The following is a 15,842-nucleotide window of genomic DNA, read 5'->3' on the forward strand; positions in this document are numbered from 1 at the left end:
CAGGATGGCCCTGTCATGGAGCCGCCGTTAAATTCCTGTCGCGGCCGGAAGGCCATACGCACCAGGCCAGAGGAGAATGATATGGAAGCGCAAAAATTTAATTAATTGCGCTTCCGGATGCTTGTGATTTGTTGCCGTTAAAGCCGTTCTGCCACTTCGCTGGCAACGGGAATTGAGGGCTGCGCACCCGCCTTCAGGCAGGCGAGTGAACCGGCGACGGCCGCGCGGCGCAGGCTGGCGTGAAAATCGAGGCCTTGGTCGAGGCTGGCGGCGAAATAGCCGCAGAAGGTATCGCCGGCGCCGACAGTGTCCACCGGTTCGATCACAAGGCCCTTGGCGCGCGAAAGCTCGCCGCCGCGAATGGCGATGACGCCATCGCCGCCGAGTGTCACGATCAGGGTCTGGCCGGTCTCGCCATGCAGGCGGACGAGTGCCGCTTCGCGCTCGGATGCCGACATGTTGTCCTGGCCGGCCAGCCTCTCGAATTCCGTCTCGTTGGCGATGACGATATCGGCAAGGCGGCCGAGGCGGGCGGCTTCGGGGATTAGCGGCGCGAGATTGAGCACGGTGCGCACGCCCTTTGCCTTTGCGGCGTTCAGCGCAGTTTCGACGGCGGCGACCGGGATTTCGAACTGTAGCATCAGCGTATCGCCGGGGCTCAGCGCGGCAACGGCAGCCGTTGCGTGTTCGGCGGTATTCGTGCCATTGGCACCCGGAACGACGGCGATCATGTTCTCGCCGTCACCGCCGACGAGGATGAGGGCCGTACCCGTCGGCTCGGAGACGCGTCGGGTGGTGGAAAGATCGGTGCCGGCCGTCTGAAGTAGATCCAATGCAGGTTCCGCGAAACCGTCATTGCCGACGGCTCCGCTCATGCGCACGGTTGCGCCGGCGCGGCGTGCGGCCAGCGCCTGATTGGCGCCCTTGCCACCGGCAGCGGTGGAAAAGCCGTTGCCGACGACGGTTTCGCCCGGCTTCGGCAAACGATCCGTGGTGGCGATGAGGTCCATGTTGATGGAGCCGAAAATAGTGATCATGCGATGTCCTGCCCTGGGTGTTGATCTCGCATGATCCTGCCCGAAGGCGCCTTATGTCTTTGTGGATCATGCATCGATTGGGCGCGACACTGCCGAAGCGATCAGTCTTCGTCAACTACCCTGAGCTTGAGTTGGCTCGTGCGGTTGTCGATAGGCTTGGGCCGTTCTTCCGGCCGCACTTTGGCAGGCTCCTTCGCGGCCTCGAATTCCAGCGCCTCTATCCGCTCGCCGCGCCTTGCCAGCTTGTCGGCCGAGGTGACGATCATGTCGACATCCTTCTGTGCCATGGCGAAATGCCCCTGCAGCTTGCGCACCCTTTCGTCTAGGCGCGAAAGGTCGTCCATTAGGTGCGCCACCTCGCTCTGGATGACATGAGCCTGCTCGCGCATGCGCTGGTCTTTCAGGACAGCCTGGATGACCTGGATCGACAGCATCAGCAGCGACGGCGAGACGATGACGATGCGGGCGCGTTGAGCTTTCTGCACGATCGCCTCGAAATTCTCGTGGATCTCGGCAAAGATCGACTCGGACGGCACGAAGAGAAACGCCGTGTCCTGCGTCTCGCTGGGAATCAGATATTTCTCCGAGATGTCGCGGATATGCAGCTCCAGATCCCGGCGGAACTGCTGCGCGGCAATTTTGCCATGTTCGGGGCTGGCGGCAGCGCGAATGGCGTTCCAGGCTTCCAGAGGAAACTTGGCATCAATGACAAGCGGCGGCGAACCGTTCGGCATGCGAACGGTGCAGTCCGGTCGCGAACCGTTCGACAACGTCGCCTGGAATGCATAGGCGCCCATCGGCAAGCCATCGGCGACAATGGTTTCCATGCGTGCCTGGCCGAAGGCGCCGCGCGTCTGCTTGTTGGAAAGAATGGCCTGCAGGCCGACGACATCCTTCGCCAGCGTCTGGATATTGGTCTGCGCGGCGTCGATGACGGCGAGCCTTTCCTGCAGGCGGCGCAGGTTTTCATGCGTCGAGCGCGTCTGTTCGCCGATCGTCGCCGTCACCCGCTGCGACATGCCGTCGAGACGCTGGCCGATGGCCTGATTAAGCTCGGCCTGCCTGGAGCCGAATACTTCGGCCATGGTGGCGAGCCGCCCCTGCATCTCCGCCTGCGACCGCAGCAGCGCTGCCATCGTATGCTCGGCGTCGAGCGCATCGTCTTCCGCGCGTGCCTTGCCCCGGACGAAAAGCACGATCACTGCGATCGCAAGCAGAATGACGAGGCTGGTCAGAACCTGGACCGTGGAAATGGCTTGGCCGAAGATGATGAAAGACATGAAACCTGGCGCGCTGATGAAGTTCTTGTTCGCACCATAGCAAAATTGCTGTGAATATCCAGATCAAACCGTGAACAAAATTTCGAGCCTATCTGCTGCTGTTCGGATTGCTGCCGGCGAAAAAACACCGCGCCATCGCCATCTTGGCGATTCCATCGCACGACAAGATGCGTTAAGGGAAACGTCATGACGATCAAGCCACTCATCATTTTGCCCGATCCGCTGCTCCGCCAGGCTTCCAAGCCCATCGAGCAGATCGATACCGAAACTCAGCGCCTCGCCGACGACATGCTGGAAACCATGTATGACGCGCCGGGCATCGGCCTTGCGGCGATCCAGATCGGCGTACCCCGCCGCATGCTCGTCATCGACGTCGCGCGCGAAGGTGAAGAAAAGAAGCCGCTGGTTTTCATCAATCCGGAGATCGTCGCGTCGTCGGATGAGCGTTCGGTCTATGAGGAAGGCTGCCTTTCCATTCCGGATTATTATGCCGAAGTGGAGCGCCCCGCCCGCGTCACCGTCAAACATCTCGACCGCGACGGCAAGGAGCAGCTCACCGAGGCTGACGGCCTGCTGGCGACCTGCGTGCAGCACGAGATCGACCACCTGAACGGTGTGCTCTTCATCGACTATATCTCGCGCTTGAAGCGGGAGATGGTGATCAAGAAATTCACCAAGGCTGCCAAGTCGAAGGCACTCTGATCTCCGGCATTGAAAGATCGGCCTGAAACGCCTATGATATCACTGATATCAAATGGGGGCGTGGATGAGTGACCTTTTGATTCGCGATATTTCCGAGCCGATGAAGCAGGACATCGCAGAACGGGCCAAGCAGGCCGGGCGCAGTCTTTCGGACGAAGCGAAAGAGCTCTTGCGGAAAGCCTTGGTCGCGGAGAATAGCGAAACAGAGAGCTCCCGATTGTCCGCTTGGGACATGCTTCGACCAATTCTCTACGATGGCGATGCGGCGGCGGCCACGGAATATGCCCGTATCATGGATGAGATCGAGTTGGAGCGGAAGAAGGACTTCGGCCGTCCGGTCGAGGACTTTGAATGATCCTCCTCGACACGAACGTTATTTCCGAATTGGAAAAACCTGTACCCGATCAACATGTAGCCAACTGGCTGAAATCGCGACCAAACGGTGAATTTTATCTTTGTGATGTCGTGGTGATGGAGCAATCCTATGGTGCGGAGCGCTTTTTACTTCGTACAAAATCCGATCGCTACATACGGGTTTTCAATGCGCTGCTGATGTCGTTCCACGGTAGGATATTTAGGTTCGATCAAAAATCCGCCATCGAGACGGGCCGCATTCGCGCCCGTCGCGAACGTTCGGGCCATCAGATTTCCGTGCAGGACGCCATGATCGCCGCCATCTGCCTTGCCAACGGCGCGGCATTGGCAACGCGCAACACAAAAGACTTCGAGGGGCTTGATCTCAAGCTCATAAACCCGTTTGAAGGCGGCTAACGTCCGACCCCGATGGCATGTGCCGTCACTGCCGGGTCACTCCAAGTTTGATATCTTAGCCGGATGGATCGCATGTCGCTCAACATCATTTTCATGGGAACGCCCGAATTCTCCGTACCGACGCTGCGGTCCTTGATCGATGCCGGGCACAAGGTTCGTGCCGTTTATACGCAGCCGCCGCGTCCCGGTGGCCGGCGTGGACTGGACCTGCAGAAGTCGCCGGTGCATCAGGCGGCCGAATTGCTAGGCTTGCCAGTGTTCACGCCCGTCAATTTCAAGGGCCCGGACGAGCGCCAGCGGTTCCGCGATCTGGAGGCCGATGTCGCCGTCGTCGTCGCCTATGGCCTACTGTTGCCGGAAGCCATTCTGTCAGGCACCCGCCTTGGCTGCTATAACGGTCATGCCTCGCTGCTGCCGCGCTGGCGCGGTGCCGCTCCGATCCAGCGGGCGATCATGGCCGGCGACGCCAAGACCGGCATGATGGTGATGAAGATGGACAAGGGGCTCGATACCGGGCCGGTCGCGTTGACACGCGAGGTCGAGATTGGCGACACCATGACTGCGGGAGAACTGCATGACAGGCTGATGCTCGTGGGCGCCAAAGCCATGGCCGAGGCCATGGACAAGCTGGAGCATGATGAACTGCCTCTGACCGTACAGCCGTCAGAAGGTGTTCTGTATGCCGCGAAGATCGATAAAGCCGAAACGCGCATCGATTTCGGCAAGCCGGCGGCCGATGTCCACAATCACATTCGCGGCCTATCGCCGTTTCCTGGCGCCTGGTTCGAAGCCGAAATTGCCGGCCGTTCCGAGCGCATCAAAGTGCTAGGCTCTGAATTGGCAGAAGGCAATGGAGCCTCCGGCCAGGTGCTGACGGATGATCTCGTCATTGCCTGCGCCTCCGGCGCCGTAAGGCTCACGAAGCTGCAGAAGGCCGGCGGCAAGCCGCTGGCGGCAGCTGATTTCCTGCGCGGCACGGCAATTGCGCCCGGCACCGTGCTCGCATCGGAGCAAGCCTGATGCCGCGCTACAAAATGACTGTCGAATATGACGGCATTCCTTATGTCGGCTGGCAGCGTCAGGAGAATGGCCCTTCCGTGCAGGGCGCGATCGAAAGCGCCATCCTGTCCTTGACGGGTGAGACGGTTTCAATCCGTGGCGCGGGACGCACCGATTCTGGCGTGCATGCCATGGGTCAGGTCATGCATGCCGACCTCTCCAAGGAATGGAAGGTCTATACGCTGCGTAATGCGCTGAACGCTCATCTACGGCTTGCAGGGGATCGGGTCGCCATTCTCGATATCGTCGAGGTCGACCAAAGCTTTGACGCGCGCTTCTCGGCCATCCGCCGTCATTATCTCTATCGCATCATCGCCCGCCGCGCCCCTCTTGCGCTTGACGCCGGGCGCGCCTGGTGGGTGCCGAAGGATATGGACCACGAGGTCATGCATGCGGCCGCCCAGACCCTCGTCGGCCTGCATGATTTCACCACCTTCCGCTCGGCGCATTGCCAGGCAAACAGCCCGGTGCGCACGCTCGACCGGCTGGACGTAACGCGCAGCGGCGAGTTGATCGAAATCCGCGCCACGGCGCAGAGCTTCCTGCACAACCAGATCCGCTCGTTCGCCGGAACATTGAAGCTCGCGGGCGAGGGCAAGTTGACGCCCGACGACGTGCGCGCAGCGCTTGAGGCGCGAGATCGCAAGGCCTGCGGTCCGGTCGCACCGCCCGATGGCCTCTATTTCATGCGGGTGGACTATCGCGACGGCGCCGGTCTGCCCGGCGGCGAGGGAGAGAATGTCGATGACGGTGACGATCTATCATAACCCCGCCTGCGGTACATCGCGCAACACGCTGGCGATGTCCGCCAGTCCGGTGAAGAGCCTGTCGTTATCGAATATCTGAAGACGCCGCCCAGCCGCGGGCAACTGGTGGAGCTCATCGCCGCCATGGGTCTGACCGTGCGTGATGTTCTGAGGGAAAAGGGAACGCCTTATGACGAGCTTGGTCTCGGCGATCCTGGTCTCACGGATGACCAGCTGCTTGATTGGATGATCGAGCACCCGATCCTGATCAATCGCCCGATCGTTGTGACAGAGAAAGGCGTGCGCCTCTGCCGCCCGTCCGAACTTGTGCTCGATATTTTGCCGAACCCGGATATCGGCCCTTTTACCAAGGAAGACGGCGAAATCGTCAGCCGCTAGAGCGGTTCGGCTTTTCACGGAATCTCTGAACCGCTCTATCTCTTTGTTTTCACGCAATTCCGGTCGGAAAACCGCTGCGCACTTTTCCTGGAGTTGCTCTAGAACGCGACCGCCTTAGCCCGGCGGATAGACGCCGAGGAAGCGCTGCAGGAAGTCCGTCAGCAGCATGGTCGGAATGAGCAGCACCAGCGTCAGCGTGCCGATGAAGAGCGGATGCGTGCCGCAGATCATTCTGAGCATGCGCGCCAGAGAAAAGATGATCGCCATCATCAGTGCCAGCCATAGCAACGCCACCAGGCCGCTAGAGCCGGGAATGAAGGCGATCAAGGCGATGAGCAGCGCATTCAGATAGGATGTCGGCACACCCAGCCAGTTCACCACGACCACGATCGGCGTGAATTTGTCGCCGAAGCGGAAAATCAGCAGCAGTACGCCAGCGAGAACGAGCGGGATCAACCAGTTCGCAAACTCGACTAAGGCCAGGCGCAGGAAGAAAGCAAGACCTGTCGATGTCTCCGGCGGCATGGCGGTCAGATAGGCCTTCTGCCACCACAGCCAGGAAATGCCGATCGACGGCAGGCTCCAAAAAATCGCCCAGAAGGAGCGCATCATGCCCCGATCCGTTATGTCCAGATACTGGAAGCCGCGCGCATCCATGCGGATCAGCAGCCAGAGGCCGGACAGATAATATTGGACTTCCCTAAAGGTCGGCATTCTCGAACCAGCGCTGTATGAAAGTCTGGTAGATCCCGGTCAGCGTTTCGAGATCCGAGAGTGCCACCCGTTCGTCGACCATATGCATGGTCTGGCCGACGAGGCCGAATTCCACAACGGGGCAGTAGTCCTTGATATAGCGGGCATCGGACGTGCCGCCGGTGGTCGAAAGCGCCGGCCTGTGACCGGTGACGTTCTCGACGGCCGCGGAGAGCGAGGCGATCAGCGCGTTGTTGCGCGTCAGGAACACCTGGCTCGGACGCTCCGACCAGACGATGTCATATTTCGCCGGTGCACGCCCGGGGCGCAGCGTCTGGTCGGCCGCAGCCGCATCCAGGCGGGCCAGGATTTCCGCCTTCAGCGTGTCGGCCGTCCAGGTATCGTTGAAGCGGATGTTGAAGGTGGCGGTCGCCTTGGCAGGGATGACGTTGGTAGCGGCATTGCCGACATCAATCGTCGTCACTTCGAGGTTCGACGGCTGGAAATTATCCGTACCGGCGTCGAAGGGCGGATCGAGCAGCGCTTCCGTCAGTTTGATGATGCTGCGCACCGGATTGTCGGCGAGGTGCGGATAGGCGGCGTGGCCTTGAACGCCATGAACGGCAATGGTGCCGGAGATAGAACCGCGGCGGCCGATCTTGATCATGTCGCCAAGCCGGTCGGGGTTGGTCGGCTCGCCGACAAGCGATGCATCCCATGTCTCGCCACGCTCGGCCGCCCATTGCAGCAGCTTCACAGTGCCGTTGATCGCCGGTCCCTCTTCGTCGCCGGTGATCAGGAAGGAAATCGAACCGGCAGGCTTGCCGTGCTTTTCGATATGACGCGCGACAGCGGCCACGAAGCAGGCAATGCCACCCTTCATATCGACGGCGCCACGGCCGAAAAGCTCGCCATCTGCGATCTCGGCGGCAAAGGGCGGGTGGCTCCACGAGGCGGCATCGCCGACGGGCACCACGTCCGTATGGCCGGCAAACATCAGATGCGGCCCATCCGCGCCAAGCCGCGCATAGAGGTTTTCGATATCGGGCGTTCCCGGCTCGGTCGCGGTCATGCGCTCGATCTTGAAGCCGAGCGGCTGCAGCATGTCGGCAAGCGCAGTCAGCGCACCGCCCTCGGCCGGCGTGACGGAGGCGCAGCGGATTAGGGTCTGCAGATTCGCAATGGGATTCGCAACGGTCATCGGAGGCAACTTATCCGGCGGGAAATGGCAAAGCGATGGCAAAGGATCGGCGATGAGTCGAAAATCCTTGCCGCGATTCCAGCAATTGCACAGGCATGCTCACCCGGCAAGCATGAGGGAAGCGCGATATGGCAACCGCGCTTCCAAAAAAATCAAAATCAGTCGCGCAGCAGCTCGTTGATGCCGGTCTTCGAACGGGTCTTTTCGTCGACGCGCTTGACGATGACGGCGCAATAGAGGCTCGGAGCCGGCTGGCCGTTTGCCATGGTGTTGCCGCTCGGCAGCGCGCCGGCGACGACGACGGAATAGGGCGGCACTTCGCCATAGGTGATCTCGCCGGTGGCGCGATCGACGATCTTGGTCGACTTGCCGATGAAGACGCCCATGCCGAGCACGGAGCCTTCACGGATGATGCAGCCTTCGACGACTTCGGAGCGGGCGCCGATGAAGCAATTGTCTTCGATGATCGTTGGGCCGGCCTGCATCGGCTCCAGCACGCCGCCGATGCCGACGCCGCCGGAAAGATGCACATGCTTGCCGATCTGGGCGCAGGAACCGACCGTCGCCCAGGTGTCGACCATTGTGCCTTCGCCGACATAGGCGCCGAGATTGACGAAGGACGGCATCAGGATGGCGTTCGGAGCGATATAGGCGGAGTGACGCACTACGGCGTTCGGTACGGCGCGGAAGCCGGCTTCGCGGAAGCGGTTCTCACCCCAGCCTTCGAACTTCGAGGGAACCTTGTCCCACCAGGTGGCGCCGCCGGAGCCGCCTTCGACGATTTTCATGTCGTTCAGACGGAAGGAGAGCAGAACCGCTTTCTTGAGCCACTGGTTGACGGTCCAGTTGCCATCGGCACCGCGCTCTGCCACGCGAACCTTGCCGCTATCGAGAAGATTGAGCGCCGTTTCGACGGCATCGCGGACTTCGCCGCGCGTCGACGTGTTCACATTGTCGCGATTGTCGAAGGCAGCCTCGATGGACTTTTCGAGGGAGGCGAGGTCGGTAGCGCTCATGGGAATTCCTTACAACGTCAGGGCCTATCGTGATTTCCGGATAAAGGTCCGGAAGCGGTCGATTGGTCCTATAGCATGGATGCCGAAAATGGAATGTCTTTTCCGCGCCGATTGAGCTTGGATTCAAGGCGTTGTAGGGGCATATGCAAGAGCTTGGCTATTTCTGTTTGCGGACGGAAACGGCCCGTCATGATCGATTTGAAAGGCATGAAGAAATGAGCAAGGCGAAGAACGGCAGGCTGCGGCGTAAGGATGGGGTTTGGGACCCGTTGAAGACGAGCTCGGCGGACAAGCAGCGAGCCGAATCCGTGCCGCGCACGCCGCAGTCCATGTCGCCCTCCTACCGTCTTGCCTATGCGGATGAGGACTTCCTGTGCCGTGAGGAACTGCGGCCGATCCGCCTGCAGCTGGAATTGCTGAAAACCGAAATGTCGCTCACCGAGCGTGGCATCAAGTCGACCGTTGTCATGTTCGGCGGCGCGCGCATTCCTGCCCCCGGCACCAATGCCTGGGCTGCCCGCAACGACATGCAGCGCGCCAATCTCGAAGCAGCATCGGTCTATTACGAGGAAGCCCGCAAGTTCGCCCGGCTCTGCTCCCGTTATTCCGCTGGCTTTGATTATCATGAATACGTCGTCGTCACCGGCGGCGGCCCGGGCGTAATGGAAGCGGGCAATCGCGGTGCGGCCGAGGAAGGTGCACCGTCGATCGGCCTCAATATCGTTCTGCCGCACGAGCAGGCGCCGAACGCCTATGTGACGCCGGAACTCAGCTTCAATTTCCATTATTTCGCGATCCGCAAGATGCACTTCATGGTGCGCGCCAAGGCGATCGCGGTATTTCCCGGCGGCTTCGGCACGCTCGACGAATTGTTCGAGTGCCTGACCTTGATCCAGACCGGCCGCATGGAGCGCCTGCCGCTCATTCTCTTCGGCGAAAAATTCTGGCGCAGCATCATCAATTTCGACGCGCTGGCCGAGTTCGGCACCATCGCGCCCGACGATGTGAACCTCATCAGCTTCGTCGATACCGCCGACGAGGCGTGGAAGATCGTCACCGACTTCTACGAGCACGATAACGGCCACTGACAACGAAAAGCCCACCGTCGCATGGGCGAGGCGGGCTTCTGTTCATGGGACTGTTGGTTTACAGCAGCGGACGGCCAGGTATGTCGTCCAGGTTGACCACACCGTCGTGATTGCGGTCCAGCCGGTCGAAGATCTTGTTCATGGCGTCTTCGGCTTCCTTCTTGCTGATCTGGCCACTTTGGTCGGTATCGGCAAAACGGAAGATCATCGCACCGCGCATGAAGCCACCTTCATGCATGAAGCGGCCATGTGGACGGTGGTGGCGATGGCCTTCGCCGCCCTTGTCGTTGTCATTGTCGTTTTGAGCCTGGTCGCTCTTGGACTGGTCGGCCGGGGCCTGATTGTCCTGCGCCTGATTGCCTTGAGCTTGATTGCCTTGAGCCTGGTCGCCGCCCTGTGCCTGGCCGTTTTGAGCCTGATCACCATCGGCCTTGGCGTGTTCGGCTCGCCACTGCTTCATTTGTTCCTGGCGGTAGGTGCGATATTCGCCGGGGGTGATTTCGCCGTCATGGTTGACGTCGATCTGGTCGAAGATCTTGTCGACGCCAGCCTTGACTTCATCCTTGGTGAGCTTCGTATCACCGGGATTGCCGAATTCCTTCAGCATGCGCACGTAAAGGACTTCAGGCGAAATATGTGGTCTGTGCCAGCGGCCGTGATGATGCCTGCCCTCACCGTCGCCATCATGCGAGGCGGCAAGCGCTACCTGCGCGGCACCGCTGAGAAGCAGGGTTGCGGAAAGTCCAGCCAGAAGAAGTTTTTTCCCGTTCATCGCTTTTCCTTTCGTGTCGAGGAATGGTCAAACGATACGGCTGGCGGTCGAAAACGACCAATTAAACCTCTGTAAGGCGGATGAAACTTTGGTAACCCCGTTCTAATGAATGGTTAAATCAGTGCCTTCAGGAAGGCGGTAAGGTCGTCGGTCACGTAGTCGATGTGATCGTCCTCGCCGGTCGTGCGCTCCCACCATTCGACGACCGCCGTCTCGAGATTCTGCGGCACGAGCAGCACCGTCTTCATGCCGAGCGCCTTGGGCACGGTGAGATTGCGCGGCAGATCCTCGAACATGACGGCCTTCTTCGTATCGACGCGATGGAGGCTCATGAACTTGTCGTATGTCGTGCCGGCGGGCTTCGGCACGTAGTCTGCCGCAACGATATCGAAAATATCGTCGAAGCCGTCGAGGATGCCGAGCGCGCCGGCTGTCGCCTGGGCATGCTTGACGCTGCCATTGGTGAAGATGAACTTGCGCCCCGGCAGCGCCTTGATGGCGGCCGCCAGCTCCGGCTGCGGCGTCAGTGCCGAATAGTCGATCGCGTGCGCCTTCTCCAGAAAGTCGTTGGGGTCGATGCCGTGATGGATCATCAAACCCTGCAGGGTCGTGCCGTGATCGAGGTAATATTGCTTCTGCAGCTTGCGGGCGTCTTCGCGCTCCATCTGCAAGAGGGCCGAGACGTAAGCCGTCATGTTCTTGTCGATCTGTGCGAAGAGATCGACATGATGCGGGTAGAGCGTGTTGTCGAGATCGAACACCCAATCGCGGATGTCGGCGAAATCTGAAGGCTCGGATAGTGTTTTTGTCTGGTTCATGCCTGTCTTATGACACGCCCGCTCCGGGCGGGGGAAGGGGAATAATCATGCTGCGGCATCTCAGCCATTTTGGGGAGATTGCCGTGCGATCCAATGCCGGCTATGATTTTACAATTGATTTCCGGGGTTTTGCTCTATTTGCCATGTGAGGGAGAGCTTACGCTCTCTTGGGTCGCGGAGGAGAAATCACCCGGCCGGGCTTTTCGGAGGGGATGCGATGAGTCAGGTGGAAAAGGCGCAGGAATTTGCGCGGCTGCACAAGAAGGGCGAGCCGCTGATACTTTTCAACATTTGGGATGCAGGTTCGGCCAAGGCCGTGACGGAGGCCGGCGCCAAGGCGCTGGCGACGGGAAGCTGGTCGGTTGCGGCCGCCAATGGCTTCGGCGACGGCCAGGCCATTCCGTTATCATTGCTGGCGGTCACCGCCCGGCTGATTTCGGTGACGAGCCCATTGCCGCTGTCGGTCGATTTCGAGGGCGGTTACGCCGTCGAACCCGACGAAGTCGCCGCCAATGTCGAAAAGATCATGGATCACGGCGCCATCGGCATCAATTTCGAGGATCAGGTGATCGGCGGTCAGGGCGTTCATCCCATCGAGACGCAGGCGGCGCGCATCCGCGCCATCCGGGAAATGGCGGATCGCCGCGAGATACCGCTGTTCATCAATGCCCGCACCGATCTTTTCCTGCAGGAAAGCGATACGGCGCATCATCAGCTCCTGCTGGACGACGCCTTTCAGCGCGCCGATGCCTTTGCCGAAGCCGGTGCCAGCGGCTTCTTCGCGCCAGGCCTCGTCGAACCGGATCTCATCGGCGCCCTTTGCGAACGCTCGCCTCTGCCTGTTAACATCATGGTGCGCCCTGCGACGCCTGACAACGAGACCATGGCAAAGCTGGGCGTCAGCCGCATCAGCTATGGGCCGGCGCCCTATCGTTCGGTCATGGGGATGCTGAAAAGCGAAGCCGAAGCGATCTATCGGCCGGCTTGAAGCATAACAGGAAGCAACACCCTACCTTCTGCAGGCGAGTACATTGAGGCAAACTGCTACGGGAGCGAATATGTCTGAGCGCGACACCAAGCTCCACGGTTGCTGGCGGTTGGTTTCCTTTGATACTGAGCTTCAGGATTCAGGGGAGCGCAGTCAACCGTGGGGCGACCACCCCAATGGGCACCTTATTTTCGGCTCGGATGGGCGAATGATGGTACTGGTTACCGCAAAGGCGCGGGAGCCAGGGACGACAGATGAGCAACTGGCGGCCCTTTTCCGTACTATGATGGCCTATACAGGACGCTATCGGATAGCGGGGGATAGATTCATCACAAAGATTGACTCATGTTGGAATGAGGCCTGGAACGGCAGTGAGCAGGAACGATTCTATAAGCTTGATGGAGACACGCTCGAGGTCTCCACGGGCTGGATGCCCAATCCGTTGGTATCCGGAAATCCAATTGGAAGGGGTGTTCTCAGTTTCAGGCGCGAATAATTCCCCTTACGCCGAGTTCGCAACTGGTCGCTAGAGTAATTCCAGGAAAGGTGCGCAGCGGTTTTCCGTCCGGAATTGCGTGAAAACAAAGAGATAGAGCGGTTCGGAGATTCCGTGAAAAGCTGAACCGCTCTAGTTTGCAGCCATGACGCAACGCTTCGCGCTGACAATGCGGCCGGAGGATTTCGCTCCATTCCATCGTGATATCCATTGCGCTTCGCAGCCCAACGGAATCACGACGGATTGGAATCACCTGATTTCTTTTCGATCAGCCTCTAAGATGCTGCCGCCTTTAAGGGACGATCAGCGTGCCGGCGCCACGCTCGGTGAAGATTTCGAGCAGCACCGAATGGGCCGTCTTGCCGTTGAGAATGACGACGCCCTGAACACCGGCCTTGATGGCGTCGATGCAGGTTTCGACCTTCGGGATCATGCCGCCGGAAATCGTGCCGTCGGCGATCAGCGCATGCGCCTGGGCGACGGAAAGCTCCTTGATGAGTTGGCCCTGTTTGTCGAGGACACCAGGGACATCCGTCAGGAAGAGCAGGCGCGTGGCGCTGAGCGCGCCGGCGATCGCGCCGGCAAAGGTGTCGGCGTTGATGTTGTAGGTCGCGCCGTCACGGCCGGGAGCAACCGGGGCAATGACCGGGATCATCTCGGACTTGGCGAGCAGGTCGAGCAGCGTGCGGTCGACTTCGACCACTTCGCCGACGAAGCCGAGATCGAGCACGCGCTCGATGTTCGAATCCGGGTCCTTGATGGTCTTGTGCGCCTTTTCGGCGAAGACCATGTTCCCGTCCTTGCCGCAAAGGCCGATCGCCCATTCGCCGGTCTGGTTGATCAGCGCGACGATTTCCTTGTTGATCGAGCCGGCGAGCACCATTTCAACGATCTCTACCGTCTTCTGGTCGGTAACGCGGAGGCCGCCTTCGAATTTCGATTCGATGCCCATCTTCGTCAGCATGGCGCCGATCTGCGGGCCGCCGCCGTGAACGACGATCGGGTTGACGCCCGACTGCTTCAGTAGGGCGATGTCGGCGGCAAAGGCCTTGCCGAGTTCGACATTGCCCATGGCATGGCCACCGTATTTCACGACGATGGTCTTGTTTTCATAACGCTGCATGTAGGGCAGCGCCTGTGCGAGCAGGTTGGCTTGGAGTTCGCTTTGGGCTTCGGACATGGTGCACCCTTCGGAATTGATCGCGGCCTTTTATCTCAAGTTTTTGACAGAGGGAATAATGATCTCGGGATTAAAGCATGTCGCACAAAAGTCTGCAGCGGTTTTGCGGCAACGACATGCGTAAAATCAAAGACCTAAAGCGCGAAAAGCATATCTGAAAGATCGCGCTGCGCTTTAGTTGACGCTATGTCACATTAGCGTCGCCGAAATTGATGGCGTAGACACGTTTGCCGAAGCGAAGTTTTCTTCTAAAGATGGTGCAGGCGTCGCACCCCGGGGATTTGGATGGCGAGCGAGGAGACGGAAGCGCTGATCGGCCGCATCGCCATGCGCGATCAGAAAGCCTTTGCTGCACTCTACAAGCGCACCAGCCCGAAACTCCTGGGTGTTTGCCTGCGTATCGTTGGCAACAAGGCGGATGCGGAGGAGGTTTTGCAGGAGGTCTATATCAAGGTCTGGCAGCGGGCCGAGCAATTTGCTGTTGCGGAAGGGCCGGCAATGGCCTGGCTGATGACGATCGCGCGCAATCGCGCCATCGATTTCATCCGAGCCCGCAAGCCCGTAGCCGACGAAATAGACAGCGCTTACGATCTCGCCGACCTGGAACCCGGCCCCGAAGCACAAGCAATCGTGAAGGGAGAGGGAAGGCGGATTGACAGGTGCATGGAAGAGTTGGAAGCTGATCGCGCGCGGGCTGTTCGCAGCGCCTATGTCGAGGGCTTGAGCTACCAGGAGCTCGCCGACCAACACGCTGTGCCACTGAATACTATGCGCACCTGGCTGCGCCGAAGCCTGATTAGACTGAGAGAGTGCATGGACCGATGAGTACGCCCGATCAAAGCAAGGGAGGCCGCTCCCGCGATGAAGTCCTGGCCGGAGAATATGTGCTTGGCGTGCTCTCACTGGAGGACCGGCAGAAGGTTGAGCGCCGTATGCGCAGCGACCGCCAGTTTGCCGCGATTGTCAGCCGCTGGGAGCAGAACCTTTCGGAATTCAACGAGGAATATGAGGCGGTGGCGCCATCCCCTTCGGTCTATCCGAAGATCGAGAAGCGCATTTTCGGTGATGCGGCCTTCGGTGCTCAGCTCTGGAATTCCCTTTTAGTCTGGCGCTCGGTCGCCTTCGGTTCGCTGTTCCTGGCCGCCGGTGTGCTCGTCTTCGCCATCACGAATGAAGGCGGCTTGCGCACGAGCCCCGGCAAGCAACTCACCGCATCCCTTTCCGGCCAGAACAGTCCGTTCAATCTCCTCGCCAATTACGACGTCGCCAACGGGCGTCTGAAAATTACGCCGGTCGCCGCCGGCAAGCCCGAGGAGAAATCGCTGGAGCTCTGGCTGATTCGCGGCAGCGATCCCGCCGAGGCATTGGGCATCCTCCCACCGACCGGCGATGGCGAAATCGTCTTGTCGCCGGAACTTCACGCCAAATTGACTGAAGGCGCCATCATCGCCGTTAGTGTCGAGCCCTTTGGCGGCTCGCCGACCGGCAAACCGACAGGCGATGTCGTCGCTTCCGGCACGATCCATTTGCCCTGAGGAATTTCGGCTCGCGAAAAACGATCGCGGCTGAAACTCTTTATCCGCGTGCTCCGTATCT

Annotated in this window: 17 protein-coding genes and 2 pseudogenes; 11 read left to right on the forward strand and 8 right to left on the reverse strand. The window is 60.0% G+C overall.

The genetic code is table 11. The features are described 5' to 3' along the window. Window positions 1–137: 137 nt before the first annotated feature. Together ABOK31_RS00270 and ABOK31_RS00275 are read right to left on the reverse strand one after the other, a co-directional pair. Window positions 138–1,037 (reverse strand): ribokinase, encoded by a 900-nt coding sequence (locus ABOK31_RS00270; RefSeq protein ID WP_349957325.1) that lies wholly within the window; start codon window positions 1,035–1,037, stop codon window positions 138–140. Between the two features lie 101 nt (window positions 1,038–1,138). Next, window positions 1,139–2,215, reverse strand: a pseudogene (locus tag ABOK31_RS00275) (DNA recombination protein RmuC); the annotation flags it as partial. Between the two features lie 288 nt (window positions 2,216–2,503). Between ABOK31_RS00275 and def the strand changes: the two are divergent. From def to arsC, 6 genes and pseudogenes are all read left to right on the forward strand, one after another. Next, window positions 2,504–3,019 carry a peptide deformylase gene (def, locus tag ABOK31_RS00280; protein WP_349957327.1) on the forward strand — a complete coding sequence of 172 codons (516 nt, stop codon included), beginning with the start codon at window positions 2,504–2,506 and terminating at the stop codon, window positions 3,017–3,019. 64 nt (window positions 3,020–3,083) lie between these two features. Then, a complete protein-coding gene (locus ABOK31_RS00285) occupies window positions 3,084–3,374 on the forward strand; it encodes a plasmid stabilization protein (RefSeq protein ID WP_349957329.1) in 291 nt (96 codons plus the stop codon). Beyond that, complete coding sequence (locus ABOK31_RS00290; protein WP_349957331.1) at window positions 3,371–3,790, forward strand: type II toxin-antitoxin system VapC family toxin; 420 nt, start codon at window positions 3,371–3,373, stop codon at window positions 3,788–3,790. Before ABOK31_RS00285 ends, ABOK31_RS00290 begins: the two co-directional genes overlap by 4 nt. Before the next feature lie 72 nt (window positions 3,791–3,862). After that, the gene (gene fmt, locus ABOK31_RS00295) at window positions 3,863–4,810 is read left to right on the forward strand and encodes a methionyl-tRNA formyltransferase (protein ID WP_349957332.1); all 948 of its coding nucleotides are present in this window, start codon (window positions 3,863–3,865) and stop codon (window positions 4,808–4,810) included. Then, window positions 4,810–5,616 (forward strand): tRNA pseudouridine(38-40) synthase TruA, encoded by an 807-nt coding sequence (truA, locus tag ABOK31_RS00300; RefSeq protein ID WP_349957334.1) that lies wholly within the window; start codon window positions 4,810–4,812, stop codon window positions 5,614–5,616. The genes fmt and truA overlap by 1 nt, the downstream gene beginning before the upstream one ends. Next, a pseudogene (gene arsC / locus ABOK31_RS00305) lies at window positions 5,594–5,994 on the forward strand (arsenate reductase (glutaredoxin)). The gene truA and the pseudogene arsC overlap by 23 nt, the downstream one beginning before the upstream one ends. 114 nt (window positions 5,995–6,108) lie before the next feature. On the opposite strand, the gene ABOK31_RS00310 reads toward arsC, so the two are convergent. The 3 genes from ABOK31_RS00310 to dapD all read right to left on the reverse strand — a co-directional run bounded on the left by ABOK31_RS00310 (window position 6,109) and on the right by dapD (window position 8,904). Then, window positions 6,109–6,708, reverse strand: a complete 600-nt coding sequence (locus tag ABOK31_RS00310) for a hypothetical protein (protein ID WP_349957336.1) — start codon at window positions 6,706–6,708, stop codon at window positions 6,109–6,111. Then, window positions 6,695–7,888 carry a succinyl-diaminopimelate desuccinylase gene (dapE, locus tag ABOK31_RS00315; RefSeq protein ID WP_349957338.1) on the reverse strand — a complete coding sequence of 398 codons (1,194 nt, stop codon included), beginning with the start codon at window positions 7,886–7,888 and terminating at the stop codon, window positions 6,695–6,697. The genes ABOK31_RS00310 and dapE overlap by 14 nt, the downstream gene beginning before the upstream one ends. 158 nt (window positions 7,889–8,046) lie before the next feature. Further along, window positions 8,047–8,904, reverse strand: a complete 858-nt coding sequence (gene dapD, locus ABOK31_RS00320; RefSeq protein WP_069611177.1) for a 2,3,4,5-tetrahydropyridine-2,6-dicarboxylate N-succinyltransferase — start codon at window positions 8,902–8,904, stop codon at window positions 8,047–8,049. A 215-nt stretch (window positions 8,905–9,119) separates the two neighbouring features. On the opposite strand from dapD, the gene ABOK31_RS00325 reads away from it, so the two are divergent. Beyond that, window positions 9,120–9,992, forward strand: coding sequence for an LOG family protein (locus ABOK31_RS00325; protein WP_349957340.1), 873 nt, complete (start codon window positions 9,120–9,122; stop codon window positions 9,990–9,992). Window positions 9,993–10,050: 58 nt separating this feature from the next. On the opposite strand, the gene ABOK31_RS00330 is transcribed toward ABOK31_RS00325, so the two are convergent. Together ABOK31_RS00330 and ABOK31_RS00335 are read right to left on the reverse strand one after the other, a co-directional pair. Beyond that, window positions 10,051–10,764: a calcium-binding protein gene (locus ABOK31_RS00330; protein ID WP_349957341.1), complete on the reverse strand. Its 714-nt coding sequence runs from the start codon at window positions 10,762–10,764 to the stop codon at window positions 10,051–10,053. A 113-nt stretch (window positions 10,765–10,877) separates the two neighbouring features. Further along, window positions 10,878–11,582: a pyrimidine 5'-nucleotidase gene (locus tag ABOK31_RS00335; protein ID WP_349957343.1), complete on the reverse strand. Its 705-nt coding sequence runs from the start codon at window positions 11,580–11,582 to the stop codon at window positions 10,878–10,880. A 217-nt stretch (window positions 11,583–11,799) separates the two neighbouring features. On the opposite strand from ABOK31_RS00335, the gene ABOK31_RS00340 reads away from it, so the two are divergent. Together ABOK31_RS00340 and ABOK31_RS00345 are read left to right on the forward strand one after the other, a co-directional pair. Further along, window positions 11,800–12,570, forward strand: coding sequence for an isocitrate lyase/phosphoenolpyruvate mutase family protein (locus tag ABOK31_RS00340; protein WP_349957344.1), 771 nt, complete (start codon window positions 11,800–11,802; stop codon window positions 12,568–12,570). Window positions 12,571–12,640: 70 nt separating this feature from the next. Next, on the forward strand, window positions 12,641–13,066 hold the full coding sequence (locus ABOK31_RS00345; protein ID WP_174175562.1) for a lipocalin-like domain-containing protein: 426 nt from the start codon (window positions 12,641–12,643) through the stop codon (window positions 13,064–13,066). 292 nt (window positions 13,067–13,358) lie between these two features. Here the strand turns inward: ABOK31_RS00345 and argB are convergent, their stop codons facing one another. Further along, the gene (gene argB, locus ABOK31_RS00350) at window positions 13,359–14,246 is read right to left on the reverse strand and encodes an acetylglutamate kinase (RefSeq protein ID WP_069611182.1); all 888 of its coding nucleotides are present in this window, start codon (window positions 14,244–14,246) and stop codon (window positions 13,359–13,361) included. A 285-nt stretch (window positions 14,247–14,531) separates the two neighbouring features. On the opposite strand from argB, the gene ABOK31_RS00355 reads away from it, so the two are divergent. After that, window positions 14,532–15,071, forward strand: coding sequence for a sigma-70 family RNA polymerase sigma factor (locus tag ABOK31_RS00355; protein WP_174175559.1), 540 nt, complete (start codon window positions 14,532–14,534; stop codon window positions 15,069–15,071). Beyond that, window positions 15,068–15,781: an anti-sigma factor gene (locus ABOK31_RS00360; RefSeq protein ID WP_174175557.1), complete on the forward strand. Its 714-nt coding sequence runs from the start codon at window positions 15,068–15,070 to the stop codon at window positions 15,779–15,781. Before ABOK31_RS00355 ends, ABOK31_RS00360 begins: the two co-directional genes overlap by 4 nt. Window positions 15,782–15,842: the final 61 nt, after the last annotated feature.

The organism is Rhizobium sp. ZPR4, assembly GCF_040215725.1.
Classification (GTDB): domain Bacteria; phylum Pseudomonadota; class Alphaproteobacteria; order Rhizobiales; family Rhizobiaceae; genus Rhizobium; species Rhizobium rhizogenes_D.

What these genes read in the sequence shown, in the direction of transcription:
- ABOK31_RS00270 (WP_349957325.1), bottom strand. Translation starts at nt 1,037, where the DNA reads ATGATCACTATTTTCGGCTCCATCAACATGGACCTCATCGCCACCACG.
- def (WP_349957327.1), top strand. Translation starts at nt 2,504, where the DNA reads ATGACGATCAAGCCACTCATCATTTTGCCCGATCCGCTGCTCCGCCAG.
- ABOK31_RS00285 (WP_349957329.1), top strand. Translation starts at nt 3,084, where the DNA reads ATGAGTGACCTTTTGATTCGCGATATTTCCGAGCCGATGAAGCAGGAC.
- ABOK31_RS00290 (WP_349957331.1), top strand. Translation starts at nt 3,371, where the DNA reads ATGATCCTCCTCGACACGAACGTTATTTCCGAATTGGAAAAACCTGTA.
- fmt (WP_349957332.1), top strand. Translation starts at nt 3,863, where the DNA reads ATGTCGCTCAACATCATTTTCATGGGAACGCCCGAATTCTCCGTACCG.
- truA (WP_349957334.1), top strand. Translation starts at nt 4,810, where the DNA reads ATGCCGCGCTACAAAATGACTGTCGAATATGACGGCATTCCTTATGTC.
- ABOK31_RS00310 (WP_349957336.1), bottom strand. Translation starts at nt 6,708, where the DNA reads ATGCCGACCTTTAGGGAAGTCCAATATTATCTGTCCGGCCTCTGGCTG.
- dapE (WP_349957338.1), bottom strand. Translation starts at nt 7,888, where the DNA reads ATGACCGTTGCGAATCCCATTGCGAATCTGCAGACCCTAATCCGCTGC.
- dapD (WP_069611177.1), bottom strand. Translation starts at nt 8,904, where the DNA reads ATGAGCGCTACCGACCTCGCCTCCCTCGAAAAGTCCATCGAGGCTGCC.
- ABOK31_RS00325 (WP_349957340.1), top strand. Translation starts at nt 9,120, where the DNA reads ATGAGCAAGGCGAAGAACGGCAGGCTGCGGCGTAAGGATGGGGTTTGG.
- ABOK31_RS00330 (WP_349957341.1), bottom strand. Translation starts at nt 10,764, where the DNA reads ATGAACGGGAAAAAACTTCTTCTGGCTGGACTTTCCGCAACCCTGCTT.
- ABOK31_RS00335 (WP_349957343.1), bottom strand. Translation starts at nt 11,582, where the DNA reads ATGAACCAGACAAAAACACTATCCGAGCCTTCAGATTTCGCCGACATC.
- ABOK31_RS00340 (WP_349957344.1), top strand. Translation starts at nt 11,800, where the DNA reads ATGAGTCAGGTGGAAAAGGCGCAGGAATTTGCGCGGCTGCACAAGAAG.
- ABOK31_RS00345 (WP_174175562.1), top strand. Translation starts at nt 12,641, where the DNA reads ATGTCTGAGCGCGACACCAAGCTCCACGGTTGCTGGCGGTTGGTTTCC.
- argB (WP_069611182.1), bottom strand. Translation starts at nt 14,246, where the DNA reads ATGTCCGAAGCCCAAAGCGAACTCCAAGCCAACCTGCTCGCACAGGCG.
- ABOK31_RS00355 (WP_174175559.1), top strand. Translation starts at nt 14,532, where the DNA reads ATGGCGAGCGAGGAGACGGAAGCGCTGATCGGCCGCATCGCCATGCGC.
- ABOK31_RS00360 (WP_174175557.1), top strand. Translation starts at nt 15,068, where the DNA reads ATGAGTACGCCCGATCAAAGCAAGGGAGGCCGCTCCCGCGATGAAGTC.